This is a genomic window from Pseudoalteromonas sp. HM-SA03, assembly GCF_002289345.1.
Taxonomy (GTDB): Bacteria; Pseudomonadota; Gammaproteobacteria; order Enterobacterales; family Alteromonadaceae; genus Pseudoalteromonas.
Map to the genome: position 1 here is coordinate 13,518 of NZ_NSDG01000015.1, position 25,679 is coordinate 39,196.

Sequence of the window (25,679 nt, forward strand, 5' to 3'; positions counted from 1 at the left end):
TTATTGTTCTCTTATTGGCGGCTATTCTAGCAGTGCAGTAGCCGCTTAAAAAGCTTTAATACCTAAACATCTTCATAATTTATAAGTTTATTGACAAGCCGCTGAATTTGCTATTTTGCTAACGAAATTTCAGTGACATGGTTATGCTCACCATCCACTGTCCAGCGAATATTAAAATCATATAAACTCATACCATAGTCCTGCTGTGATGTGCGTTTCTTTTTATAAGCCGGACGAGGATCTTGCTTCAGTACATTAGTAATGAATTGCTGCAGTTCGGGATAGCTTTTTTGTTTTTCAATAAAAACAATAGCCTCGTCTGAGAAACTAACAGACATTTGCGTTTCTGGCCGAGTATCAGCAAAGCCAGCTGTTGCATCCACCAAGGCATCTGAATAGGGGAGATACGGCTTTATATCAATGATTGGTGTACCGTCCAATAAATCTACGCCGGAGAGCAACAGATCCAGCTGACCATTTTTATATTCTATGCCCTCGAGCTTTACTGCACTCATGCCAATCCCGTTGGGTCGAAAAGTCGCTCTAGTCGCAAACACGCCCTTGCGCTCATTACCGCCGAGTCTCGGAGGGCGTACAAGCGCAGAGTAGCCTTTATCAGCGGTTTCATGAAAACGAAACAACAACCAAATATGCGTGAACGCTTCAATACCACGAACAAATTCTTCGCGATTGAATTCACCAACAAATCTAAGCTTGGCTTTTGCCTCTGGGACAAGTCTTGGTTGTCTCGGTATAGCGAATTTCTGTTTATAAGGAGATTGGATAAAGCCGATGGGCTCGATAGTGATTTGTTCCACTATGGTCTCTGTTTTAATTAAGATGAGCGAAGTTTACTATTGATCCTGATTTTCACAAAATCTTGCTTGTAATTAGCCCTGTAATGTCATGTAATTCATTTATTCAGATTTTTCGCATAGCCTTGTAAGTAATGAAATTTCGGTGGAAGTCGTAATATGATTCGGTATACTTTTTCGCCCCAAAACGGTTTACGTTCGAGTTTGCGCACAAATAACGAACAAATTATTGGTACTAGAGCATACGAGTACAAGCAATTGGTAGAAGACATAAAACCAATTCAAGGCTTACGAGAAAAATTACAAGCATTTAACCGCCAAAAAAATGAGTATAAATAATGGAGTTTAATAGAAAGGTTGACCAAAGCTGCCAAGAAGTGCTCTGTAAATCATCCCCTTTAAAACCTATTTTGATCCGCGCTATATCGGAGCGTAGAGCTGTGTTGCAAGCAATAATTAATGATTTAACAGAAGGAATGGTAAGTCCAACTAAAATGGATGTGCTTCTCAGTCCAGAAGCTGAAAAAGTAAGCTTACAATTATTAAAAGAAGGCAGCTTAAGCAAACGCGACGCGTTAGCGGCAAGTGAAAAAGTTATTTTTTCTCTTGCAAGAAATCTTTTGTGAAATTGCTATTTAACTTAAAATTTGAATAAGTAATGCTCTTTGTTGGATAAGCTTTTAAATGTAAAATTGGATTAAATCGCTAGTTCAATGGTACTTAGTTTCAGCAGCTTTAGTATCTCAGCACAGAGCGAATCCAATTTGCACTTGTCAACATTGTTAATGCTGGTCCACTTGCAAGAAACCCGTCCAAATGCCCCGAAGTTCGTCATTATAACCATTTTTCACAATTTAAATTTGCGGAAAATATGCAGTGGAATATACCGAAAAGTTGGGGTGAGTGTAATGTCGTGGTTTTTGGTGAGCCGAATAGCGCCTTTAAACTGATAGAAGTTCAATCGTAGCTGAACTTCTACACTTTAATTTTTATTATCAAACGTTCATGTTATTTACTATCGGACAAGGTTTCTTCCAATAGCGATTCGGTTTGGATCGCTATTTCTTTCATCTTCACCGCATAGGCTTCTAATTTTTTCTCCTCTTCGGTTTTCGCTTTAAACTGAGGAATTTGGATTGGATACCCAGCTTGGTCCATGGCGATAAAGCTGATAATACAGTGATTGGTTTCGACAAGTCGTTGCGTTTTTGGATCACCACAGCGCACCTGAATAAAAATCTGCATACTGGTGTTCCCGGTGTGGGCAATGCGCGCGGAAACTTCAACAATCTGACCCACAAGAATAGGACGGTGGAAACGCATACCCGCTACTGAAACGGTAACGCAATAGCTGCCGCTCCAACCCGCGGCGCAAGCATACCCAGCTTGATCAATCCATTTCATGACCATACCACCGTGTACTTTACCGCCAAAGTTGACGTCGGTGGGTTCTGCTAAAAATCGAAAGGTGACGGATTGTTGTGGCATAGGCTCAGCTCTATTTTTAAAAATATACGCTAAGTATAGGAAAGAAAGGGGCATTTCGCCCCCGCAATTTAGGATTTATTGGTATTACATGTTTGGATAGTTCGGACCACCAGCCCCTTCTGGGGTGACCCAGGTAATATTTTGGCTCGGATCTTTAATATCGCAGGTTTTGCAATGAATACAGTTTTGCGAATTGATGACAAACTGCTTCTCACCTTGCTCGTTTTCGTTTACTTCATACACGCCAGCGGGGCAGTAGCGTTGTGCAGGCTCATCAAACTTAGCTAAATTCACTTTGATTGGTATATCAGAATCTTTTAACTGTAAATGACATGGTTGCACTTCTTCATGATTGGTATTTGATAAAAATACGGAAGAAAGTTTGTCAAAACTTAATTTACCATCCGGCTTTGGGTAACTTATAGTTTGCGATTCAGATGCAAGCTTAAGCTGTGCGTGATCCTGATGTTCGTCCTTAATAGTAAATGGTAGCGAACCTGAGAAAATGTTTTGGTCGATCATATTGTAGGCGCCACCCATAATACGACCTAACTTATGCATTGCTGGGCCAAAGTTACGAGATTGATAAAGCTCATCATAAAGCCAACTTGCCTTAAATTTGTCGGCAAAGCTTACCAAGTCTGACGGAGCGCTCTCTTGGCCGAGTGCCTCAATGATGGCATCGGCTGCAAGCATACCGGACTTCATTGCTGTATGGTTGCCTTTAATTTTAGCAAAGTTGAGGGTACCTGCGTCACAGCCAATCAGTAAACCACCTGGGAAATGCATTTTAGGTAGGCTGTGAAAGCCACCTTTGGCTATTGCGCGAGCACCATAGGCAATGCGCTCACCACCTTCAAGTACACTCGCAAAGGTGTGGTGATGCTTCATACGCTGAAACTCATCAAATGGGCTTAGGTGTGGATTAGTGTAATTTAAGTCGATGATTAACCCGACCACGACTTGATTGTTCTCAGCATGATACATAAATGAGCCGCCATGGGTATCATTGTCGAGTGGCCAACCTGTGCCGTGTACAACAAGACCTTCTTTATGCTTGCTTGGGTCTACTTGCCAAATTTCCTTAAAGCCGATCCCATAGTGTTGAGGGGAAGCGTCTTTATCCAGTTTAAATTCAGCTATAAGTTGTTTGCCTAAGTGACCACGGCAACCTTCAGCAAATACGGTATATTTCGCTCTAAGCTCCATTCCAGGCATGTAGCTGTCTTTAGGCTGGCCATCTCTATCTAGGCCCATATCACCGGTAATAATACCTTTAACTTGTTGCTCTTCTATTATTAAAGAGTGGGCGCTAAAGCCTGGGAAAATCTCAATGCCAAGTTGTTCTGCTTGTTCAGCGAGCCAACGGCAAACATTACCCATAGAAACAATATAGTTGCCGTCATTTTTAAATGTTTTTGGTACCACTAGATGAGGCAGTTTGGTGGCATTGGTTTCATTTTTGAATAAATAAATGTCGTCACCCGTCACTTTCGTTGTCACGGGAGCGCCTTTTGCAACCCAATCAGGGATAAGTTCGTCTAGTGCTTTGGTTTCAAATACTGCACCCGACAAGGTATGTGCACCTACTTCTGAGCCTTTTTCGACTACACAGATCATTAATTCTTGTTGTTTTTCTTGAGCCTGTTGAGCGAGTCGGATAGCGCAAGCCAGGCCTGCAGGACCTGCACCAACTATCACAACATCAAACTCCATGGTTTCACGTTCGACCATTATTAACCTCACACTATTTGACGGTAGATTAACTAAAGAGAGGCTTTAGTTTGATTTTCGTTAAACTAAGGTTATTTGAGGTTGACGTTTACGTCAACAGGAAGTAGTCTGAAACCAATAAAATAATTTGTTGACGTAGACGTCAGCTTAGAGAATAACCAGATGATGGAGTAACCATGAAAGTACTTGTGCCAATCAAACGCGTGATTGATTACAACGTAAAGGCAAGAGTCAAACCTGACAACAGTGATGTTGATTTGAGCAACGTTAAAATGGCGATCAACCCATTTTGTGAAATCGCGGTAGAAGAGGCGGTTCGTTTAAAAGAAGCGGGCACCGCAACGGAAGTTATTGCCGTATCAATTGGCGATAAAGCTTGCCAAGAGCAGCTAAGAACGGCGCTTGCACTGGGTGCAGATAAAGCAATCCACATTGAATCAGACGCAAAGCTTGAATCTCTACACATCGCAAAACTACTGGCTAAGGTAGTGGAACAAGAAACTCCAGAGCTGGTGATTCTAGGTAAACAGTCTATCGATTCTGATAATAACCAAACAGGACAAATGCTAGCGGCGTTAACTAAGCGTGCTCAAGGCACTTTTGCCTCTAAAGTTGTAGTTGAAGGCGATAAAGTACAAGTGACGCGTGAAGTTGATGGCGGTTTGCAAACGGTGTCGCTATCACTTCCAGCTGTCGTGACAACAGACTTGCGTTTGAATGAACCTCGTTATGCTTCATTGCCAAATATCATGAAAGCTAAACGTAAACCATTAGATGTGATCGCAGCGGATTCGCTAGGTATCGATTTAGCACCTCGTATTGAATTGGTGAAAGTTGAAGAGCCAGCTAAGCGCTCTGGTGGCATGATGGTTGAGAGCGTTGAAGAGTTAGTAAACAAGTTAAAAACAGAAGCAAAGGTGATCTCATGAGCGTATTAGTTATTGCTGAGCATGAAAATGGTGTATTGAAACCTGAAACCGCTAAGGTGGTTGCTGCTGCAACAAAAATCGCAAGCGACATTACCGTATTAGTTGCAGGTCACAACATTGCTGAGGCTGCCAATCACTCTGCACAGATCGCTGGCGTAAAAAAGGTGGTGGCTGTTGATGATGCTTCATTCGAACATCAGTTGGCAGAAAACACATCTGAGCTAGTTGTTGAATTAGCAAGTGACTTTTCACACATTTTGTTTTCAGCGTCTACCACAGGTAAAAATATCGCGCCACGTGTTTCGGCGTTACTCGACAAATCACAGATCTCAGAAATTATCGATGTGATTGATGCAGACACCTTTAAGCGTCCAATTTATGCGGGTAATGCAATTGCGACTGTAAAATCATTAGACTCTCAAAAAGTTATCACTGTGCGTGCATCAGCATTTGATGCCGCAGAGACTCAAGTTGCATGTGACATTGAGGAGCGCTCGCAAAGTATTGCCTCTCAAGTGAGTGAGTTTGTGAGCATTGAACAAACTGAATCTGAGCGCCCTGAATTAACTGCCGCACCGGTTGTTATTTCAGGCGGCCGTGGTATGCAAAACGGTGAAAATTTTGCCTTGCTAAATGGTATTGCTGACAAACTAGGGGCTGCAATTGGTGCATCGCGTGCTGCTGTTGACGCGGGCTTTGTGCCTAACGATATGCAGGTGGGCCAAACCGGTAAGATTGTGGCGCCTAACTTATATATTGCAGTTGGGATCAGCGGCGCTATTCAACATCTTGCAGGTATGAAAGACTCTAAGGTCATTGTTGCTATCAACAAAGATCCAGAAGCCCCGATTTTCCAAGTGGCTGATTATGGCCTTGTTGCGGATCTATTTGATGCGTTACCAGAGCTTGAACAGGCACTGTAACGCTTCTTTTTGTAGCTAGCTTACATCAAGAAAAATAATTCTGGTTGTTAAAGCCGTTGTACCTTTGGTCGCGGCTTTTTTCGTGTCTAGCTGGAGGAGAAATGCTTACAGGTATAAATCACATTACAATAGCAGTATCTAACCTAAACATATCACTGGATTTTTACTGCGGTTTGCTAGGGTTCGAACTTTGGGTAACTTGGGACAAAGGCGCGTATTTAACGCTTGGTGACGTATGGCTTTGCTTATCTTTAGGAGAGCCATCTCCAAGCTCAGATTACAGTCATATAGCGTTTAATATTGCTGCCGAAGACTTTACAATTTTTTCTAAAACACTATTGGAAAACGGGGTTGGCGTATGGCAGCAAAATAGCAGCGAAGGAGACTCGCTCTATATTTATGACCCCGATCATCACAAACTCGAGATCCATAGTGGTAGTTTGCAAAGTCGGTTAAAAAGTTTGCAGCAGCAACCGTATTCAGGCCTCACTTGGCATAAAAAATTATAACTTCAATTACCAGTATTAATTATCTCGTCGTTTAAATCGATGCTTATATTATTCTCGTAAAGAAGTCGGGCGCAATGAACTGCTAGGAAGCGCCCAAATCTTATTTAATGGTTAGTAATCGTAACTAATATGTTGGAAGAAGCGTACGTTGATATCTTGTTTTTCAACATTAACTGGTAGTTGCGCAACAAAGCGTTTAATCGCCGTTTCTACGTGATTCATAAAACGACCATAGCCCATGTCTTTTTTGTCTTTGTGATTGGCGACGATGACAAAGCGAATGGTGTCCACTAGGTTTGCTTCGTGAAACAGTGAGTAAATTTGATTGTCACCGGAGCTGGTATCAAAACTCAGCTTTTGTAGCTCTCGGTTAGTATCGGACTTATCGATTTTGGCGCTTCTGACGATAGGCAAACGGCCATCGGCTACCATTGCTACCATATTGAGCTGTTTATCGGCGCAAGAAGAAAGAAATGCATCTTCTAGTGTGCGATAGAATTGTCCGTAATCACCAGGGCGCATTTGGCTTTGGAACTCTGTTTTTATTGCACGTGATACTGGAATGTTAAAGGTCGCGTAAGTCATTTCACTATATTCTTCGGGTAAAGTGCAGTTTCTGGCTTGATAACGTGGGTAAAGTGCACGCAACTTATAGCCATACGACTCTTTGTCGCCTTTCGCTTTGGCAAATAGGTCATAGGTTAAATGTTGGTGGTCTCGCACTCTAAACTGAGGTTCTACCGGAGAAAACCCTTCTTTAAGTGCATCAAGCACCTTTTTCACTTTGCTGTGGAAGGTCGCTGCATTAGCGCGTAATTCATTTCCCGTGGCTAAAAATAATATGCGGATTTTACGCGCTTGGTATCCGTCATTGAGATAAGTTTGGTGCGCTTCGTGGAACTTAGGGTTGTAGAAAAACAAAATCTGCTTTTCTGTTTGCATGGTATAGGCTTCGTCGTGATAACGCACCACCGGCAATTTATCGTTCGCAATTACATGCACATTATGCAGCTCATATTCGTCACACAGTGCGAATAGCTGGCGAGACAAACGCTCGTAACACGCGCTGCTGGAGTCAAAACATGCATAGAATGCATCATCCGGTTTAAACTCAGCAAGAATATAGTGGTTGTTCCTAGCCTTAGTTGATATATAAACACGATTCAAATTCATTGAAGCCATTACTTTTGTCCTTTCCTCGGTAACGTGACTTAAGCAGTGTTTGTGCTATAAACACTGAGATGGCGCAACTATAGGATGAAGTTGTGACGGAAATATTGCGCTAGAACAAAATTTGTCACAAAAATCTGATGAACATTTAACCGAATGAATAAATCCTGATACAGCGCAGATAATTGCTGTAAGTTCGGCTGAGTTTTTGTAATAATGCCGAGGTTAACTAAGAGCATAATTCAGAGGAAAGATTTCCTATGGCGGAAACTGAAAATCGCCCATCAAACTTTATTCGCAACATTATTGATGCGGATCTTGCCAGTGGCAAACATGCGTCTACGCACACACGTTTTCCACCTGAGCCAAATGGCTTTTTACACATTGGCCATGCTAAATCAATTTGCTTAAATTTTGGTATTGCCCAAGATTATCAAGGTAAGTGTAACCTGCGTTTTGATGATACCAACCCAGAAAAAGAAGACATCAACTACGTTAAGTCGATCCAAGAAGACGTACAGTGGCTAGGGTTCGAATGGGATGGCGAAATTTGCTATTCATCAAACTACTTCGACAAGTTGTATAGTTACGCCGTTGAGCTAATCGAAAATGGCAAAGCGTACGTTTGCTTCCTGTCGCCTGAGCAGGCGCGTGAATATCGCGGCACGCTGACTGAACCTGGCAAAAATAGCCCTTATCGTGACACTTCACCTGAAGAGAACTTAGCCTTATTCGAAAAAATGAGAAATGGCGAGTTTAAAGAAGGGGAATGTGTTCTTCGTGCTAAGATTGACATGGCAAGCTCATTTATGGTGCTTCGCGACCCTATCATCTATCGTGTACGTTTTGCACACCATCATCAAACTGGTGATAAGTGGTGCATCTATCCGATGTATGACTTTACGCACTGTATTTCCGATGCGCTTGAAGGGATCACGCATTCACTTTGTACACTAGAGTTCCAAGATAACCGCCGTTTGTACGACTGGGTGCTAGATAATATCAGCATCGAGTGTCATCCTCAGCAAATTGAGTTTTCTCGTTTAAATCTTGAATACACGGTGATGTCGAAGCGTAAGCTCAATGACTTGGTTGTTAATAACCATGTTGAGGGATGGGATGACCCGCGTATGCCGACGATCGCGGGCCTTCGTCGTCGTGGTTATACACCAGCTGCAATTCGTGAATTTTGTAAGCGCATTGGTGTAACCAAAATGGACAACATGGTTGAAATGGGCATGCTTGAAGCGTGTATCCGTGACGACTTAAACGAAAATGCACCACGCGCAATGGCGGTACTTGACCCTGTTAAGCTAGTCATTGAAAACTTTGATACAGATAAAGTTGAAATGCTGCAAGCGCCCAATCACCCAACATTAGACATGGGCGAGCGTGAGCTACCGTTTACGCGCGAAGTCTACATTGAACAAGAAGACTTCCGCGTAGAAGCGAACAAAAAGTTCAAACGTTTGGTGCTAGGTAAAGAAGTGCGTCTTCGTAATGCTTATGTGATTAAAGCTGAGCGCATAGAAGAAGACGAAAACGGTAATATTACGACAATCTACTGTAGTTACGACCCTGATACTTTGGGTAAAAACCCAGAAGATGGCCGCAAGGTAAAAGGCGTAATTCACTGGGTATCTGCTTCACATTGTATTGAAGCGCCAGTGCGTCAGTATGATCGTCTATTTACTGTGCCAAACCCAGCGGCTGCTGAAGATTTCACGGAAGTGTTAAACCCAGACTCTTTGGTAACCATTGCAAATGCCAAACTTGAGCCAGCACTTGCAAACGCTAAGCCTGAGCAAGGTTATCAGTTTGAGCGTTTAGGTTACTTCTGTCGTGATAACAAGTCAGAAGCGCTAATGTTTAACCAAACTGTTGGTCTACGTGATTCGTGGGCTAAGATAGAACAGCAAGGTTAATACTGCATGAGGTCGGCTAATGTCGACCTTTTTTATTGCTTTTTCTGCGTACAATTATGTCTGAAAAATCCATCCAACACTTCTATATCAACGAACAGCAGTCCATCTACTTACTGTCTCATCATGATGCAAAAAAGCACCGTCAATGGCTGAATATCTGTAAAAAACAATTGAGCCAACTTGGCTATAAACATGTTGAGGTAATTGGCTCTGGTGCATTTGGCTTCGTATTTGCTGGTACAAGTGATATGGGGAAAGACTGGGTGTTTAAATTTTCTCGGATCACGCTTGCCCAAAGTGTGCGTGATAGGCTTGAAGATGAAGGCTATATGTTGTCGCAAATTGACAACCCTATGGTGCCAAACTTCTATGCCTTCGAGCGAGTAAAAAAGCAAGGCATTTTAATGATGGAGCGTGCCCCTGGTGAAGACTTAGAAAAGATTTCACTCAAAAAGGGCCGTTTTAAAGCGCATGAGTTGGTGAGCCTCGCGCTAAAACTCAGGAATGTGTTGGTTGATTTGCGCGAGCGTCGCAATGGCATGTCTCCTCAGCCCATCGTTCATGGAGATATTAAGCCATCTAATATCGTTTGGGATGAAGCTTCCGATGGTTTCTCTTTGGTTGATTGGGGAAGCTCAGTCTATGCTCAGGTGGACGTACATGGCGAGCCTATCGCGAGCAATATCATGGATTTAATGTCATCTGATGTAAGTACGACCAACGCTCGGATGGGAGATGTGTATTTTATTGGTGATGAACAAATGTCGGGTGCACAATCTTCTCCTCGTTTTGATGAACAAGGCGTTGCATCGACGATTTATGCACTGGCTAGCGCACAATCATGTCGCTTTGGTGCTCAGGTCATCCCTGCTAGCGCTTTGGGGCTGCCAAAAGTATTTGCGCAAGTGCTGGATGGCATGCTTAGCAAAGACAAAGCAACGAGGGATAGTGCAGGGGATTACTTTGTTCGTAATATGCCAGCAATGGCAAAAATGTATTTACCGGATTTAACGCTGTCAGAGAAAAAATCCCGCATTCCTTTTTGGACCTACGAAACCACAGTTAAACCTGAAACGGTCGTCTACAGCTCACGCAAGCAGTTTTTGCGTCGTGCTGATGATAAACACAATCTAAGAGACGTAAACGACGCGCAATTAGATAGATATTATAAAGAGTTTTTGTTTGATACCGGCGATACCGAGAAAGCCTTTTTGGCCTCAATCAGCAGACTGGCAAAATATCCGGTCGTTGGTGGTCTCAGTTTTCATTGGAAAGACGCGCAGGTATTTGTTGAATCGAGTCTTATTTTACACGATGAAACATTGAGTCTTGCATTTAAAGACGCGTTGAACGCCACCGTAATGATTGCGCAGGGGATCAAACAAAAAGGTTTGTTCAAATGTTGTTTGTTCGACGCGCGGCAAACTATTCAATTGACTCGTGACGGCACCGGTGCGTTCCAATTTGACCATCTGCCAGAACTAGAGTTTAGCGTTAGCGATATTTCGAGCAATGAAATTACACGCCCGCATTCATACTTTGAAGACGGCAAAGATCCAGACGAGCAACTGCAGCTGCCAAGACAGATAATTCAATGCGTGTTCGAGTTAAATCAGATCCATCATACAGGTTGCATCATTTTTGAATCGTTGCAAGATAGGATGAAAATTCATTATTACTACCGGCTACTTGATGCTAATAAAGCAGCGCAATTTAAGGCGCTACTGACTCGGATCATGCAATACGCGGTTAGTATTCAAGATTATGGCGTAGCAGGGTTTATGAAGCTGCCCTATAAAAATACACGTGAGTTTGCTCTATGCGACCGCCAGCCTGACTTTTTCTTTCCCAAAAACCCCAAAACATTTGTTGTTAACGCTTAGGTGTAAGTACCACTTCTGGCTAGTCATTGAGGCTCTTGCTGATTTATGAAATAGTGACTATACCAATTCAAATGGCTATAACCTAGCTGACGAAGGAAAGTGATGAGCAATCAACATGCTTGCGATAGCAATGCTATTCGTAAGTCTATAGAAGTGTTATACAAGCAAGAAAGCCGGAAAATTTACGCCACGCTGATCCGCCTTCTAGGTGATTTTGAATTAGCGGAAGAAGCATTGCAAGACGCGTTTAATGCGGCGTTAAAACACTGGCCCACTCAAGGCATGCCGGAAAAGCCAGTCCCTTGGTTAATTTCTACTGGTCGCTTTAAAGCCATTGATTCAATACGTAAACAGCAACGTCAAAGAGAAAAGCTAGAAGTTGCTGCTACAGAAATGGATGGGGTTTCTGATATCGCAGGCCAAGCTCAAGAGCAAAATGCCAATGTAATTGAAGACGACCAATTGCGATTAATTTTTACCTGCTGCCATCCGGCTATTGATCCAAAAGTACAAGTTGCGCTGACTCTGCGGGAGGTCTGTGGGCTAACAACAGAAGAAATTGCCAGTGCATTTTTGGTGTCTAACACAACAATGGCACAACGAATTGTGCGTGGCAAAGCGAAGATCCGTGATGCCCGGATTCCGTTCGAGCTGCCAGACGACACTGACTTTAACAACCGACTTGATGCGGTGCTCACTGTTATCTATCTGGTCTTTAATGAAGGATATTCAGCGACACAAGGCGAACTTGCAATACGCAGTGAACTGACGTCCGAGGCCATCCGCTTAACTCGTTTACTTTATTCTCTCACGCCAGATCCAGAAGTGGCGGGGTTACTCGCCTTGATGCTCTTGAATGATGCAAGAAAGGCGGCGCGCACCAATGCCAGCGGTGACATCATTTTACTGGAAGATCAAGACCGAAACCTTTGGAGTAAAGGTCTGATTGCAGAAGGTACGCAGTTGGTCGCTGAAATAATGCGCGCCGGTGAATATGGCTTTTACACCATTCAGGCGGCTATCTCTGCGACTCATGCTGTTGCGACAACTGCAGCGGCGACAGATTGGTCACAGATTGTTGAATTATATACTCAGCTACACAAAGTGAGCCCTTCTCCTGTTATTGAGCTCAACCAAGCGGTTGCAATCGCTATGAAAGAGGGGCCGGATGCGGGTATTTCCATTATAGAGCGGCTACTTGAGCGCAAAGAAATGCAAAGGTATCACTTGGCTCATGCGGCTTATGGCGAACTGTTATCTCGTGCTGGCAGAACGGCTAGTGCGATTAATGCATTTAAAACGGCTCTCAACTTAACAACGCAATTACCAGAGCAAAGGGTTCTCAAACAAAAGCTTCTCAAGCTCGGTGAAAATTAATTAAGAAAATTTTCCTTACTTTGTCGATCTCTAAAGAATGCATTCGACTAGAGTGTATAGAGCACTTTATTTATTAAAACCGCAGGTAACCCTTGGTTATTCAGCTCTATTTATAAAAGACAACAGGAGAATTGACGATGAAAGTAATGGTGATTGTAAAAGCAAGTGAAGGGTCTGAAGCAGGGGAGCTACCAACCGTGGAATTAATGGCTGCGATGGGAGAATTCAATAATGCATTAGTTGATGCTGGAATAATGACTTCTGGTGACGGTTTAAAGCCGAGTAAAGAGGGAGTTCGCGTTCGCTTTAAAGGCGAAGAGCGCATTGTAACTAAAGGGCCTTTTGCAGAGACTAATGAGTTAATTGCGGGTTATTGGGTTTGGGAAGTAACATCAATGGAAGAGGCGTTAGAATGGGTTAAGCGCTGCCCTAATCCTATGAATGAGGAATCTGATATTGAAGTTCGACCGTTTTATGAAATGGCTGACTTTGCTGATATCGATCCCAGCGGCGAAATCCTCGAAGATGAAGAACAATTAAGACAAAAGATTGCGATGCAAACTGCGCATGTATGCAATTATTTGTTTTTTGCAGGGCGTACCGAAGAGGCACTTGAATACTATCAACAGCATCTATATGCCAAAGTCGGTCTGCTTATGCGCTTTAACGAAAGTCCAGATCCTATTCCTGATGGCGCAATACCAGAAAACTTTTCAGATAAAGTAATGCACTGTGAGTTTAGCATTGGTGATATGAAGATTTTTGCATCTGACGGCTGTGGTGATGATGCTTCGTTTGCAGGATTTAGCCTGTCTATAACCATTGATTCTGAACAAGAAGCTCACCGTGCATTCAATGCGCTAGCCGATGGTGGCACGGTCAGAATGCCATTACAAGAAACATTTTGGTCCCCCCTTTATGGTCAAGTCGTTGATAAATTCGGTGTTGCGTGGATGGTGATGTTACCTAGTAATGCCAATTAACCTTGAGCATGGAATAGCTAAGTGAAAGCGAGCAGCAAAAGACGCTCGCTATTCAGATACTAATTAATAAGGAGCTGGACACTATGAAATATGTCGCTTTGGTTTATTACGATGAACAAGCAATGGAAAAGCTCTCACAAGATGAATGGGACGCACTTAACCGTGAATGCATCGCGTGTGGAGAATCATTAAAAGAGCGCGAGCAAATGATAGGGGGTAACGCGTTGCTCTCAACGCAAAGTGCGACAACATTGCGGATACGAGCGGGCAAAGTCGATATTACTGACGGTCCATTTGCAGAGACTAAAGAACAGCTTGCTGGGTTCTATTTACTCGATGTTAAAGACTTAAATGAGGCCATCCAAGCGGCTAGCAAAATTCCGCCTGCACGCTATGGCAGCATCGAGATTCGGCCTGTTCGCGAGTTACAAGACGAGAACAATGTCAGCTATGAAGCACAAAAACGTGATTAATTTAGGAGGAAAAATGAGTTATATAGATGGGTTTGTATGCGCCGTACCCACCAATAAGCGCGAAGAATATCAAGCGCACGCCAGTAAAGCGGCAAAAGTGTTTAAAAAGTTTGGAGCAGAATGCGTTGTCGAGGCATGGGGGGATGATGTTCCTGATGGAACGCTTACCTCTTTTCCACTGGCTGTAAAGTGTAAGCCTGATGAAACAGTGGTGTTTTCCTGGATCACTTGGCCTTCAAAAGAAGTCCGTGATGCTGGAATGGCCGAAGTATTTAAAGATCCTATTTGCGATCAAGAAGCTAATCCAATGCCGTTTGATGGCAAAAGGCTTATCTATGGTGGCTTTAAGACAATAGTAGAGTGTTAACCTTAGTTATTAAATTGGGCTGAGTTATCAGTCCAATAGACATGGAGCTGATATATGCCGAACTTTACCATTACCACGTTTGATTGGGTGCCTGAGCTGCCAAGAGGATATGTCAGGGATATTCGCTTGCGCTGGGCGCTAGAAGAGGCGGGCATACCCTATGATATAGAACTTACCGCTTTCAATGAACGAGAAAATACGCATTATTTACATCAACCATTTGGGCAAGTTCCTTGGCTTAGCCATGAAGATAAGGAGATATTCGAAAGTGGTGCTGGTCTGCTATACATCGCTGAACATAACGATGAGTTAATATCGACAGAAAATAGATCATCGGTAATACAGTGGTTATTCGCCGCGCTCAACTCTGTAGAAATGGCAACTCTTCCATGGACAATTTTGAAATTTTCTGAAGATACTATTGAGAGTGATGGCAGCAAAGCGATAGAGCGATTTTTACATAGCCGTTTGAAACACATGAATGAATATCTTCGGGGAAAAACTTGGTTGGCTGAGCAATTTTCTATTGCAGACATCGCGATGTCTGATGTACTTCGTTTGGTTGATAGGTTTGATGGGCTAAAACAATATAGCTATTGTCGCGAGTATCTAGAGCAATGCGTTTCTAGAGATGCCTTTAAAAAAGCATACAAAGATCAGCTGGAATTGTACTCTAGAATATAGTGACTATATAAATGGAAGGTGGTGTTTATGCAACAAATTAAAAAAGCCAGCAATTTGCTGGCTTAATGCTTAAATTGGCGAAAAGGTAAGTTAGTTACCATTTTCCTCAGCGTACTTTTTGCACGCTTCTTTATCTTCACACTCACCGTATAAATATAGTGAGTGATTCGTGAGTTTGATGCCATTGCTGTTCGCGATTTCTTCTTGGCGTGTTTCAATAACGTCATCTTCAAATTCGACAACTTTGCCACATTTTAAACATACCAAGTGATCATGGTGCGTGCTGCCAGACAGCTCGAAAACAGATTTACCGCCTTCAAAGTGGTGACGTGTTACAATACCAGCATCATCAAATTGGTTTAGTACGCGATATACCGTAGCTAGGCCAATTTCTTCACCTTTGTCTAATAAGATTTTGTACACATCTTCTGCGCTGATGTGTTGATTATCAGGAGACTGAAGGATCTCTAAAATTTTGATGCGTGGAAGCGTTACTTTTAAACCAGCCTTTTTAAGCTCTAAGTTGTGATCAGTCATTAAATCTGTCTCAATCTGTTAGTTATAATTTGTCTTAGGTCAATATTCACGACGCTATAACCTAAGAATAACTTGCTCGGGCAGCAAGTGCAAAGCAAATGGAATTAATCTTCCAGCTCGCTTAAGCACATTTCGTCATATACTTGTGCACACCACTGTTTAACGCGTTGCTCTGTTAGCTCAGGCTGGCGGTCTTCATCAATACCAAGACCAACAAATTTACCGTCTTCAACGACAGCTTTTGACGCTTCAAAGTCATAACCATCGGTAGACCAATGGCCAACAACAATAGCCCCACGTTCAGTGACGATGTCATTGATCATGCCCATCGCATCAAGGAAGTATTCAGCATAATCTTCCTGATCGCCACAACCGAAGATAGCAACCAGCTTGCCCTCGAAATCGACTTCTTCAAGTTCAGGGAAAAAATCATCCCAGTCACATTGCGCTTCACCGTAGTACCATGTTGGAATACCGAACAGTATTAAATCGAATTCAGCAATCTCTTCTTTACTGCTTTTAGCAATGTCTTTTACGTCAACGAGCTTTTTGCCTAGCTCTTTTTGAATCATTTTAGCAACATGTTCTGTATTACCAGTATCACTGCCGAAAAAAATACCTACGCTTGCCATTAATTGCTTACCTTCTATCTATTAACCGCTAACTTTTCTTGTAAGATGGTCTCGATGAGTGCACTTCGACTAATGTTTTGCGACTCTGCCATATCACTTAGCGCTTGATACAACTCTGATGAAACCTTAAATTCTACCCTTTTTAGGCCACGAGCACGATCTCTCTTGATTTGATTGCGCTTGTTAACCTTTAACTGCACTTCTCGTGGCAGTGGATTCGTCTTAGGACGTCCGGGACGTTTTTCATTTTCGAATAGGTCGATAGTCGTTCTATCTGTTTCAGCCTTGGCCATTATCCAACACCTGCGCCTTGCCAAAACACCTGGATCAAGCCTTTTGCTATAAATCCAGAGCAACCTAGAAACAACACCAGCCAAACGATATAGCGTCCGAACTTTGGCACATCACCTTTTTTCAGTACGTCCTGAATCGCCATACCGATGAAAAAGAATATACCAGCTAGCGCAAACCACAGCCCTAGCGTTTCAAATTCATTTATAAATTGACTGACCATCTGAGCTCTACTCAATACTTAAACGGCGGGTACTATATCATAACCTAAATGCATAAATTAAGTTTATAACGGTAAATTCGATTCGTTTTATTGAAGAAAATCAATAATTGAGCGATTTACCGCTTCGGGCTTTTCAGCATGTAGCCAGTGGCCCGCACCTTGTATTATTTTTGCTCGTGCATTTGGGAAAAAACGAGCGATTGCATCCCTATGCTCAGGCAGGATGTAGTCAGAATTAATCCCTTTAACGAACAAAGTATCGCACAAACAGGAATGAGTTTCATTAATATTTGATGTGATTGTGTCGTATTTTTCAGTAATTACGTCTAAATTGAAACGCCAAGCAAGTTTGCCTTCTTCATTTTTTGCTAAGCTTTTGAGCAAAAACTGACGCACGCCGACGGTTTCAATATACTGCGACATGATGGTATCTGCATCACTACGAGTTGATACACCACTTTTTTGCACTTCGTTCAGCGCAGCAATTATTGCATCATGTCTTGAGTGATAATCAACAGGTGCAATATCTAATACGATAAGTTTGTTGATGCTTTCTGGGAATAATTGGGCGAATTGCATTGCCACTTTACCACCCATCGAGTGACCAACGAGGTGTATTTTTTCCAGTTTTAACTCATCCATTAGCACCTTGACGTCATTTGCCATTATTGGATAGGACATTTGCTCATCATGAAAAGAGCGACCGTGATTTCTCAAATCGACGTTAATCACATTGAAATGTTCAGCAAGTGCTTTTGCCACCACATTTACATTTTCCAAAGAACCAAATAGTCCGTGCATAACAAATACACTAGGTTTGGCTTGGTCGCCAATTTGTTGATAGTTTAACTGCATAAATCCTCCAAATTTGGCGCTAATTGTGACATTGAAGAGTAAAAATGCAAAGCCGTAGAGTAATAAGTTAAATTTGGATATACTAAGTGGCAATTGAAATGAGTTGCTCCTAATTAGCATAGATGACAGGAAACGCATGAAAAAGATAGAAATAGATGACGAGCTATATCAATACATTGCAAGTAACACACAAAGTATTGGAGAAAGTGCTTCTGAGATTTTACGTCGTTTATTAAAACTTACTCCTGGGACAGAATCTAAACCCGTCGCACAGCAGGAAGAAAAACAAGTACAAGAAATTGCAGCTGAGTCACGAACAAAAACACCAAGCCAACCTGTAAAGCCAGCAGCGAATGTCTTTAATATTCTAAATAAAGAAGAGCTTGCCATGCAAAAAGGTGTAGTCGGGCGCTTTTTGTTTATCTTATCCGCGCTCCATCGTACACATAAGTCCGAATTTAATAGTGTGCTTGAAATTAAGGGCCGCGATAGAATTTATTTCGCTACGAGTAAAGATGCTCTACTCGAAAGTGGTAGCAGTATGAACCCGAAAAATATCGCAGATAGCGAATATTGGGTGATGACAAATTCAAATACGACTAGAAAGAAAATGATGCTTCATGAAGTAGCTAAGGTGTTAGGTTACACAGATGAAGCTGCCGAGAAAATTAGAGACTACCTATAAGTAAGGAAATCTTATGGCGATCCATCCGCAAGCTGGCAAAAAGGTATCGAAAGAATTATTGGTAAATGTACCTAAGCTGGTTTCTTCGTACTATTTAAATGAGCCTGACTTAGAAGCGCATCCAGAGCATTGTGTCGCCTTTGGCACAAGTGGCCACCGAGGTTGCTCACTCAATTTTAAGTTTAATGAGTCGCATATTCTGGCTATCACTCAAGCGATTTGCGATTACCGTAAAAACAACAATATTTACGGTCCGCTTTTTCTTGGTAAAGACACCCATGCGTTGTCGGAAGCCGCTTTTAACTCGGCTATTGAGGTCTTGGTGGCCAACGAAGTACAAGTTATCACGCAAGAAAATGATGACTACACACCAACCCCTGTGATCAGCCATGCGATTGTCTCGCACAATTTAATCAATCCACACGAGCTTGCAGATGGCATTGTAGTTACGCCATCACATAACCCGCCAGAAGATGGCGGCTTTAAATATAACCCTCCTAATGGTGGGCCTGCTGATACCGATGTCACTAAATGGATTGAAGATAGGGCCAATCAGCTGCTACTCGAAGATTTGGTTGAAGTTGAGCTATTCCCGTTTGCGAAAGCAAGGAGATCTGGATTTATCAAGTATGAAGATCTGATCACACCATACGTTCAAGACTTGGGTAATATAATTGATATGGAAGCCATTGCTCAAGCCGGTGTTAATATTGGCGTGGATCCACTTGGTGGTTCAGGTGTTAATTTTTGGCCTGTGATAGCCAAACACTACAACTTGAAGCTAACGGTTGTAAATGACGTTGTTGATCCGAGCTTTGCTTTCATGCCACTTGATAAAGACGGCAAGGTGCGCATGGACTGTTCATCACCTTATGCAATGGCTAATTTGATAGCACTGAAAGATGACTACGATATCGGTATTGGTAATGATCCAGACTTCGACAGACATGGCATTGTTACTCCTGATGGCTTGATGAATCCTAATCACTTTTTAGCGGTTGCAATCGACTATCTCATTAAACACCGAGGCTGGAAGAACTCAGTTAAAATCGGTAAAACGCTAGTATCTAGTGCCATGATCGACAAAGTGTGTGGCGCCAATGGCCGAGAAGTTTACGAAGTGCCAGTTGGCTTTAAGTGGTTTGTAGACGGGTTAGCGGCTGGAGAGCTCGCGTTTGGTGGTGAAGAGAGTGCTGGCGCTGCGTTTTTAAGAAAAGATGGCAGCACATGGTGTACAGACAAAGACGGTTTTATCATGGGGTTACTTGCCGCTGAAATCCAAGCTGTTACCGGTAAATCGCCATCTCAGCATTATCGCGCTTTTGAACAAGCATTTGGCGCACCCGTATACAAACGTATCGATGCACCCGCAAGTACTGAGCAAAAAGCAAAGCTCAAGGCATTGAGTGCGGACAACATTAAGGCGGACACCCTAGCAGGTGATAAAATTACTCAGATATTAACCAATGCCCCTGGTAACGGCGCGGCTATCGGTGGCCTTAAAGTCGTTACCGAAAACGGTTGGTTTGCGGCGCGTCCATCGGGCACTGAAGATATCTACAAAATTTATCTTGAATCATTTAAAGGTGAAGCACATTTAGCTGAACTTGAACATGAGGCAAAGACATTGGTTGACTCAGTGATTAGTTAACAAAAAGCTTCTACAAGCCATACTCCTCGTATGGCTTTTTTGTATCCCAATGCGGGTTATACCAATTAGTCGTAATACTTGCTCAATTTGAAGGAGTAAATCTGACGCTAACCGCGTTAAAAATTTCTTATTTAGAATAACTAAATAGCAAAATTTTAGCCTTGTTATCGACAAGATTTTCTCGCCTCAAAATAGATCACTTAATTAAGATAATTGGTATTACTCAACAACATCAATTTGGAATTATGACGTACTTAGCAGAATTAAAACAAAGCGGTGACTTTCTTACTATCACAAGAAATAACGAATTTATACTTGAACCCATGAACTTCACTTTAGACAACGGTACCTTGGTGGAAGTCCATGATACTGGTGTGATCCAGTTTACGCCCGCAGGTGAAACAACGAAAGATATTGTGCTATCGAGCGCTGTGCACGGTAATGAAACCGCGCCAATTGAGATATGTGACGAGCTTATCCAACATATTATTACTGGCAAGCTGGTGTTGGCGCAGCGGGTGTTGTTTATTTTTGGCAACCCGAAATCCATTAATATTGGGCAGCGTTTTGTCGATGAAAATCTAAACCGGCTATTTAACGGCGCACATAACCAAGAAACAGATAACCCCGAAAAGGTTCGAGCACAAAAATTAGAGAGTTACGTTAGGGCCTTTTTTGAACAGGGTGGTAACGAGCGCTATCGTTGTCACTACGACCTTCATACTGCTATTCGAGGGTCTAAAAATGAGAAGTTTGCAGTCTATCCATTTTTACATGGTAAGCCGTGGAAGAAATCGCAGCTGCAATTTTTATTGTCATGCGGTGTCAATACCGTATTAATGATGCGCTCGGCTGCGACGACATTTAGTTACTTTTCTTCTTACCAGTTTGGGGCCGACGCTTTTACTATCGAACTTGGACAGGTTAAGCCGTTTGGTGAGAATAACATGACGAGCTTTGCAAAAACCAAAGAAACGCTAAAAGCATTAATTAGCCAAAAAAAGGTAGAATATAAAGAATTTAATGCAAATGAATTCGAGCTGTTTACGGTTTATCGCACCATCAATCGTACTCAAGCTGAATTCTCTTTCCCATTCCCTGATTCTGCTGAGAATTTTACAGGCTTTGCAAAAGGTGAATTACTAGCGACAGACGGAGATAAGCAGTATTTCGCTGAGGTTGAGGGCGAAGCTATTATCTTCCCAAATGCCAATGTTGCTTTGGGGCAACGTGCATTACTAACGGTTATCCCGTTAGAGGTTGATGAAAACTTTATATAAATCATAGCTGTAAAATTCTACTTGCCTTCGTATCAAAATCTTTCCAAAAACATTGATGCATTTTCACGGTTATTCATCTAGGATTAGTTGAATAACCGTTTACGTTAACGTAAAGTTGAAACGCTTTAATTTAATTTACTTACTTAAATCGCAAATATTATTCAGTCTTTGATAAGTTGTTAGACCAGTTATTCATACTAACCACGAATGTGATCAAGACCAATTAACACAATCATAAATGCGAGGTGAGCTAAGACTCTTTTCGTCTTACGCAATCTGAAGCCAGATCTCGTATGAGGAAGTCGGGTTGAACTCCGTAAGTTTGTTATGACAACAAGAGAAGGTAGGTTATGACTAACCCCAATAATATATCCTTAAATATCAGCCACGCGCTGGAATTTATAGATGGTCATGCACTCAATATCCCTACATTACAGATTTTAAGTGACCAAGGCGATGTTTTAGACGGTGCAACAGCACCAGATATTGACAAAGAAACGGCATTAAGAATTTATTCCACAATGCGGTTTATTCGTTTACTTGACGAGCGTATGCAAGGTGCTCAGCGTCAAGGACGTATTAGCTTTTACATGCAATGTCTTGGCGAAGAAGCTGCTGTTACAGCAAGTGCCGCAGCGCTTAAAGAAGATGACATGATCATGGCTCAGTACCGTGAGCAAGCCGCAATTCACTATCGAGGCTTTTCGCTTGAGCAGTTCATGAATCAGTTATTCTCGAATGAGAAGGACTTAGGCAAGGGCCGCCAAATGCCTGTGCACTATGGTTCTAAAGAATTACATTACCTGACTATTTCGTCGCCGCTAGGAACGCAAATTCCTCAAGCAACGGGTTATGCATACGGCCAAAAGCTAAAACACATTGATAAAGAAACTGGTGAACTAACGTCTGAAATCGATAACGTTACGATTTGCTATTTTGGCGAAGGTGCTGCGTCAGAAGGTGACTTCCACGCTGGTCTAAACATGGCCGCAGTGCATGGTTCACCGGTCATCTTTTATGCACGTAATAATGGTTATGCGATTTCAACACCTGCTGATGAACAGTTCAAAGGTGATGGTATTGCTGCCCGCGGTGTGGGCTATGGTATTAAGACCATCCGTGTGGATGGTGCCGATGCGCTTGCTGTTTACGCCGCAACACAAGCCGCGCGTAAAATCGCAGTTGAAAACGGTGAACCTGTGATGATTGAATCTATTGCATACCGTTTGGGTGCACATTCAACTTCCGATGACCCATCTGGTTACCGTACCAAAGATGAAGAAGCTGAATTTAAGAATAGTTGCCCAGTAAATCGATTTAAGCAATGGCTTCTAAAACAAGGTTGGCTGGATGAAGCCCAAGATGATGCGGAAAAAGAGAAAATCCGTGAAGATATCTTGGCTGCATTGAAGGTCGCAGAGAAAGTACAGAAGCCTGCATTAGAAGATCTGGTCTCAGATGTTTATGACACGCCAATTCCATCGCTGCAGAAACAATATGATGAATTGAAAGCGCATATTAAAGCTTATCCAGACGCATACCCAGTCACAGCAGGGAGAATTAAATAATGGCTAAAATGAACATGCTACACGCCATTAATTCGGCGCTAGATATCACGATGGCGGAGCATCCGCAGGCTTGTATTTTTGGTGAAGACGTTGGCTACTTTGGTGGTGTATTCCGTGCAACTTCAGGCCTTCAAGAAAAATATGGTAAACACCGTGTTTTTAATACGCCATTGACTGAACAAGGTATTTTGGGTTTTGCCAATGGTCTTGCAGCGTTTGGTGCCCCTGCGCTCGCTGAAATTCAATTTGCGGATTATATCTTCCCAGCATTTGACCAAATTGTGAACGAGTCGGCTAAGTTCCGTTATCGCTCGGGTAATGAGTTTGATGTGGGTAACTTAACAATTCGTACGCCATACGGTGGCGGTATTGCAGGTGGTCTATATCATTCACAATCGCCAGAAGCTTACTTTGCACATACACCAGGTCTTAAAATTGTGGTGCCGCGCAATCCGTATCAAGCGAAAGGCCTACTGCGTGCTGCCATCAAAGACGATAACCCGGTTATTTTCTTTGAGCCTAAGCGCTTATATCGCGCTTCTGTTGGTGAAGTACCAGAAGAAGATTACAGCATCGAGCTTGGTAAAGCTGAAGTAGTTAAAGAAGGTACCGACATAACGCTATTGGCTTGGGGCGCGCAGATGGAGATCATCGAACAAGCGGCGCAAAAAGCTGAAGAAGCGGGTATTAGCTGTGAAATAATCGACTTAAGAAGCATTCTTCCTTGGGATATGGACACGGTAGCCAAGTCCGTGGTTAAAACGGGTCGTTTGGTCGTGAGCCACGAAGCGCCTATCACTAATGGTTTTGGCGCTGAGATTGCAGCAACCATACAAAAAGAGTGTTTCCTGCATTTAGAATCTCCAATTGAGCGAGTTTGTGGATTAGATACGCCATACCCTCTAGCACTTGAAAAAGAGTATGTGCCAGATGCACTGAAAGTGTTCGCCGCTATCAAACGTTCTATGGAATTTTAAGGATAAGTCATGGCTAAAGAATTTATCTTACCAGATATTGGTGAAGGCATCGTAGAGTGCGAAATCGTCGAGTGGTTGGTGGCTGTTGGCGATGAAGTAAAAGAAGATCAACCTATTTGTGACGTGATGACGGATAAGGCGCTAGTGCAGATCCCTGCGGTACATGATGGTGTGATCACCAAGCTGCACTATGAAAAAGGTGAAATTGCAAAGGTCCATGAACCTTTGTTTGCGATGGATGTTGCCGGTGAGCAAGCTACTCAGCCAGAACAATCGGAAGCTCAATCCTCGCCAACTACTTCAACCAATGCAGTACTTGAAGACTTTATTTTACCAGACATCGGTGAAGGCATTGTTGAGTGCGAAATTGTTGAATGGCTTGTCGCTGAAGGTGATGAAATCAAAGAAGATCAGGCCGTTTGTGATGTAATGACTGACAAGGCACTAGTGCAAATTCCAGCCAAATACGATGGTATTGTTGAGAAACTCTATTATCAAAAAGGCGAGATAGCACAGGTGCATAGTCCGCTATTTCAAATGAAGTTGGCGTCATCTCATGCCGGAAAATCCGATGATCCAATCGCTGATGTTCACAAACCTAAGGAAAGTACAGCACAAGTAACTACTGTAAGTGTTGGTGCTACGCGCAGTCTACCGAAAAATGGTAAAGCGATCGCTTCTCCAGCAGTACGCCGTAAGGCGCGTGAAGTTGGTGTTGACCTCTCTGAAGTGCCAGGCTCTGGTAAAAATGGTCGCGTTTATAAAGAGGATATCGAACATTTCCTTGAGCACGGTGTAAGTGAGGTTTCGACCACGAATGAATCTAGCACAACTGTACAGTCTCAAACGCAAAAACCAACTCCTACCTCAGAAGGTGGGAAAAGAGTTGAGCCTTTACGTGGTATGAAAGCGGCGATGGCCAAACAGATGGTGGCCTCTGTTTCGACGATCCCACATTTCACTTACTGCGACGAGATTGACTTAACCGATTTAATTGCGCTTCGTGGTGCTTTGAAAGAGCAATATGCCAAACAAGGCGTGAAGCTGACGATGATGCCATTTTTTATCAAGGCGTTGTCACTTGCTATCAATGAATTCCCAATTTTGAATGCAAAAGTAAATGATGACTGTACGGAAATCACTTATTTTGATGACCATAATATTGGTATGGCAGTGGACAGCAAGCTGGGCCTTCTAGTGCCAAATATTAAATCATGCCAAAGCAAATCGATTGTTGAAGTTGCCCAATCTGTTACTGAACTCACAGAAGCCGCTAGAGAAGGGCGTGTATCTCCTGATTCACTGAAAGGGGGTACTATCTCAATCTCAAACATAGGGGCGATTGGCGGTACGGTTGCGACACCGATTATCAATAAACCAGAAGTTGCCATCGTTGCACTTGGCAAAGTGCAGCAGTTGCCACGCTTTGATGCACAAGGTAATGTGGTCGCACGCGCTATCATGCAGGTAAGTTGGTCTGGCGACCATCGTATTATTGATGGTGGCACGATCGCACGTTTCAATAATTTATGGAAAACCTTCTTAGAGGAACCGGCTAAAATGATGATGGCAATGCGCTAATCCTTGTTTTTGCTAGTTTCTACTTGTTGTAAAGGGCCTTTACGGTAATGCTGATCAGTTAAGAAGTGATCGGTTGACCGATCAAAATGATCATGCACAATCCGTAGTTAGGCAACTAACTACGGATTTTTTGTGAATA

The 25,679-nt window shown here is 42.7% G+C and carries 26 protein-coding genes; 17 read left to right on the forward strand and 9 right to left on the reverse strand.

Annotated features, from left to right (window positions below; all coding sequences use genetic code 11):
• Positions 1-110 precede the first annotated feature (110 nt).
• On the reverse strand, positions 111-818 hold the full coding sequence (gene tsaA, locus CKO50_RS02280) for a tRNA (N6-threonylcarbamoyladenosine(37)-N6)-methyltransferase TrmO (RefSeq protein ID WP_095726830.1): 708 nt from the start codon (positions 816-818) through the stop codon (positions 111-113).
• A gap of 335 nt (positions 819-1,153) precedes the next feature.
• On the opposite strand from tsaA, the gene CKO50_RS02290 reads away from it, so the two are divergent.
• Positions 1,154-1,441, forward strand: coding sequence for a hypothetical protein (locus CKO50_RS02290; protein WP_095726832.1), 288 nt, complete (start codon positions 1,154-1,156; stop codon positions 1,439-1,441).
• Between the two features lie 382 nt (positions 1,442-1,823).
• Here CKO50_RS02290 and CKO50_RS02300 read toward each other — a convergent pair whose 3' ends face one another.
• Positions 1,824-2,303: an acyl-CoA thioesterase gene (locus tag CKO50_RS02300; RefSeq protein WP_010372647.1), complete on the reverse strand. Its 480-nt coding sequence runs from the start codon at positions 2,301-2,303 to the stop codon at positions 1,824-1,826.
• An 84-nt stretch (positions 2,304-2,387) separates the two neighbouring features.
• Complete coding sequence (locus CKO50_RS02305) at positions 2,388-4,037, reverse strand: electron transfer flavoprotein-ubiquinone oxidoreductase (RefSeq protein WP_095726833.1); 1,650 nt, start codon at positions 4,035-4,037, stop codon at positions 2,388-2,390.
• Positions 4,038-4,213: 176 nt separating this feature from the next.
• On the opposite strand from CKO50_RS02305, the gene CKO50_RS02310 reads away from it, so the two are divergent.
• From CKO50_RS02310 to fos, 3 genes are all read left to right on the forward strand, one after another.
• Entirely contained in the window at positions 4,214-4,966 is a 753-nt protein-coding gene (locus tag CKO50_RS02310) for an electron transfer flavoprotein subunit beta/FixA family protein (RefSeq protein WP_095726834.1), read from the forward strand.
• Positions 4,963-5,889, forward strand: coding sequence for an electron transfer flavoprotein subunit alpha/FixB family protein (locus tag CKO50_RS02315; protein ID WP_095726835.1), 927 nt, complete (start codon positions 4,963-4,965; stop codon positions 5,887-5,889). The genes CKO50_RS02310 and CKO50_RS02315 overlap by 4 nt, the downstream gene beginning before the upstream one ends.
• Positions 5,890-5,990: 101 nt before the next feature.
• On the forward strand, positions 5,991-6,398 hold the full coding sequence (gene fos, locus CKO50_RS02320; RefSeq protein WP_095726836.1) for a fosfomycin resistance glutathione transferase: 408 nt from the start codon (positions 5,991-5,993) through the stop codon (positions 6,396-6,398).
• Between the two features lie 111 nt (positions 6,399-6,509).
• On the opposite strand, the gene CKO50_RS02325 is transcribed toward fos, so the two are convergent.
• A complete protein-coding gene (locus CKO50_RS02325; RefSeq protein ID WP_095726837.1) occupies positions 6,510-7,580 on the reverse strand; it encodes a DUF3083 family protein in 1,071 nt (356 codons plus the stop codon).
• A gap of 248 nt (positions 7,581-7,828) precedes the next feature.
• Here CKO50_RS02325 and glnS point away from each other — a divergent pair, with 248 nt between their 5' ends.
• From glnS to CKO50_RS02360, 7 genes are all read left to right on the forward strand, one after another.
• Positions 7,829-9,493, forward strand: coding sequence for a glutamine--tRNA ligase (gene glnS, locus CKO50_RS02330; RefSeq protein ID WP_095726838.1), 1,665 nt, complete (start codon positions 7,829-7,831; stop codon positions 9,491-9,493).
• A 56-nt stretch (positions 9,494-9,549) separates the two neighbouring features.
• A complete protein-coding gene (locus CKO50_RS02335) occupies positions 9,550-11,376 on the forward strand; it encodes a protein kinase (protein ID WP_095726839.1) in 1,827 nt (608 codons plus the stop codon).
• 102 nt (positions 11,377-11,478) lie between these two features.
• Complete coding sequence (locus CKO50_RS02340) at positions 11,479-12,753, forward strand: RNA polymerase sigma factor (RefSeq protein ID WP_095726840.1); 1,275 nt, start codon at positions 11,479-11,481, stop codon at positions 12,751-12,753.
• Positions 12,754-12,890: 137 nt separating this feature from the next.
• Positions 12,891-13,736 (forward strand): YciI family protein, encoded by an 846-nt coding sequence (locus tag CKO50_RS02345; protein WP_095726841.1) that lies wholly within the window; start codon positions 12,891-12,893, stop codon positions 13,734-13,736.
• 83 nt (positions 13,737-13,819) lie between these two features.
• Positions 13,820-14,209, forward strand: a complete 390-nt coding sequence (locus CKO50_RS02350; RefSeq protein ID WP_095726842.1) for a YciI family protein — start codon at positions 13,820-13,822, stop codon at positions 14,207-14,209.
• Between the two features lie 13 nt (positions 14,210-14,222).
• Complete coding sequence (locus CKO50_RS02355) at positions 14,223-14,576, forward strand: DUF1428 domain-containing protein (protein ID WP_095726843.1); 354 nt, start codon at positions 14,223-14,225, stop codon at positions 14,574-14,576.
• A gap of 54 nt (positions 14,577-14,630) precedes the next feature.
• The gene (locus CKO50_RS02360; RefSeq protein WP_095726844.1) at positions 14,631-15,260 is read left to right on the forward strand and encodes a glutathione S-transferase family protein; all 630 of its coding nucleotides are present in this window, start codon (positions 14,631-14,633) and stop codon (positions 15,258-15,260) included.
• Between the two features lie 90 nt (positions 15,261-15,350).
• On the opposite strand, the gene fur is transcribed toward CKO50_RS02360, so the two are convergent.
• The 5 genes from fur to CKO50_RS02385 form a co-directional block, all read right to left on the reverse strand.
• Positions 15,351-15,797 carry a ferric iron uptake transcriptional regulator gene (gene fur / locus CKO50_RS02365; RefSeq protein WP_010372691.1) on the reverse strand — a complete coding sequence of 149 codons (447 nt, stop codon included), beginning with the start codon at positions 15,795-15,797 and terminating at the stop codon, positions 15,351-15,353.
• A 104-nt stretch (positions 15,798-15,901) separates the two neighbouring features.
• Positions 15,902-16,429 carry a flavodoxin FldA gene (gene fldA / locus CKO50_RS02370; RefSeq protein WP_095726845.1) on the reverse strand — a complete coding sequence of 176 codons (528 nt, stop codon included), beginning with the start codon at positions 16,427-16,429 and terminating at the stop codon, positions 15,902-15,904.
• A 14-nt stretch (positions 16,430-16,443) separates the two neighbouring features.
• Entirely contained in the window at positions 16,444-16,722 is a 279-nt protein-coding gene (gene ybfE, locus CKO50_RS02375; RefSeq protein WP_010372698.1) for a LexA regulated protein, read from the reverse strand.
• Positions 16,722-16,943, reverse strand: a complete 222-nt coding sequence (locus tag CKO50_RS02380; protein WP_010372701.1) for a DUF2788 domain-containing protein — start codon at positions 16,941-16,943, stop codon at positions 16,722-16,724. Before CKO50_RS02380 ends, ybfE begins: the two co-directional genes overlap by 1 nt.
• Before the next feature lie 87 nt (positions 16,944-17,030).
• Complete coding sequence (locus CKO50_RS02385) at positions 17,031-17,798, reverse strand: alpha/beta fold hydrolase (RefSeq protein WP_095726846.1); 768 nt, start codon at positions 17,796-17,798, stop codon at positions 17,031-17,033.
• Positions 17,799-17,934: 136 nt separating this feature from the next.
• Between CKO50_RS02385 and seqA the strand changes: the two genes are divergently transcribed.
• The 6 genes from seqA (at position 17,935) to CKO50_RS02420 (ending at position 25,540) form a co-directional block, all read left to right on the forward strand.
• The gene (gene seqA, locus CKO50_RS02390; RefSeq protein ID WP_095726847.1) at positions 17,935-18,483 is read left to right on the forward strand and encodes a replication initiation negative regulator SeqA; all 549 of its coding nucleotides are present in this window, start codon (positions 17,935-17,937) and stop codon (positions 18,481-18,483) included.
• Between the two features lie 13 nt (positions 18,484-18,496).
• Positions 18,497-20,134 (forward strand): phosphoglucomutase (alpha-D-glucose-1,6-bisphosphate-dependent), encoded by a 1,638-nt coding sequence (pgm, locus tag CKO50_RS02395; protein ID WP_095726848.1) that lies wholly within the window; start codon positions 18,497-18,499, stop codon positions 20,132-20,134.
• A gap of 245 nt (positions 20,135-20,379) precedes the next feature.
• The gene (astE, locus tag CKO50_RS02405; protein ID WP_095726850.1) at positions 20,380-21,414 is read left to right on the forward strand and encodes a succinylglutamate desuccinylase; all 1,035 of its coding nucleotides are present in this window, start codon (positions 20,380-20,382) and stop codon (positions 21,412-21,414) included.
• 350 nt (positions 21,415-21,764) lie between these two features.
• Entirely contained in the window at positions 21,765-22,982 is a 1,218-nt protein-coding gene (locus CKO50_RS02410) for a thiamine pyrophosphate-dependent dehydrogenase E1 component subunit alpha (RefSeq protein ID WP_095726851.1), read from the forward strand.
• Entirely contained in the window at positions 22,982-23,959 is a 978-nt protein-coding gene (locus CKO50_RS02415; RefSeq protein ID WP_095726852.1) for an alpha-ketoacid dehydrogenase subunit beta, read from the forward strand. The genes CKO50_RS02410 and CKO50_RS02415 overlap by 1 nt, the downstream gene beginning before the upstream one ends.
• A gap of 9 nt (positions 23,960-23,968) precedes the next feature.
• Positions 23,969-25,540, forward strand: a complete 1,572-nt coding sequence (locus CKO50_RS02420; RefSeq protein ID WP_095726853.1) for a dihydrolipoyllysine-residue acetyltransferase — start codon at positions 23,969-23,971, stop codon at positions 25,538-25,540.
• The last annotated feature ends 139 nt before the right edge of the window (positions 25,541-25,679 follow it).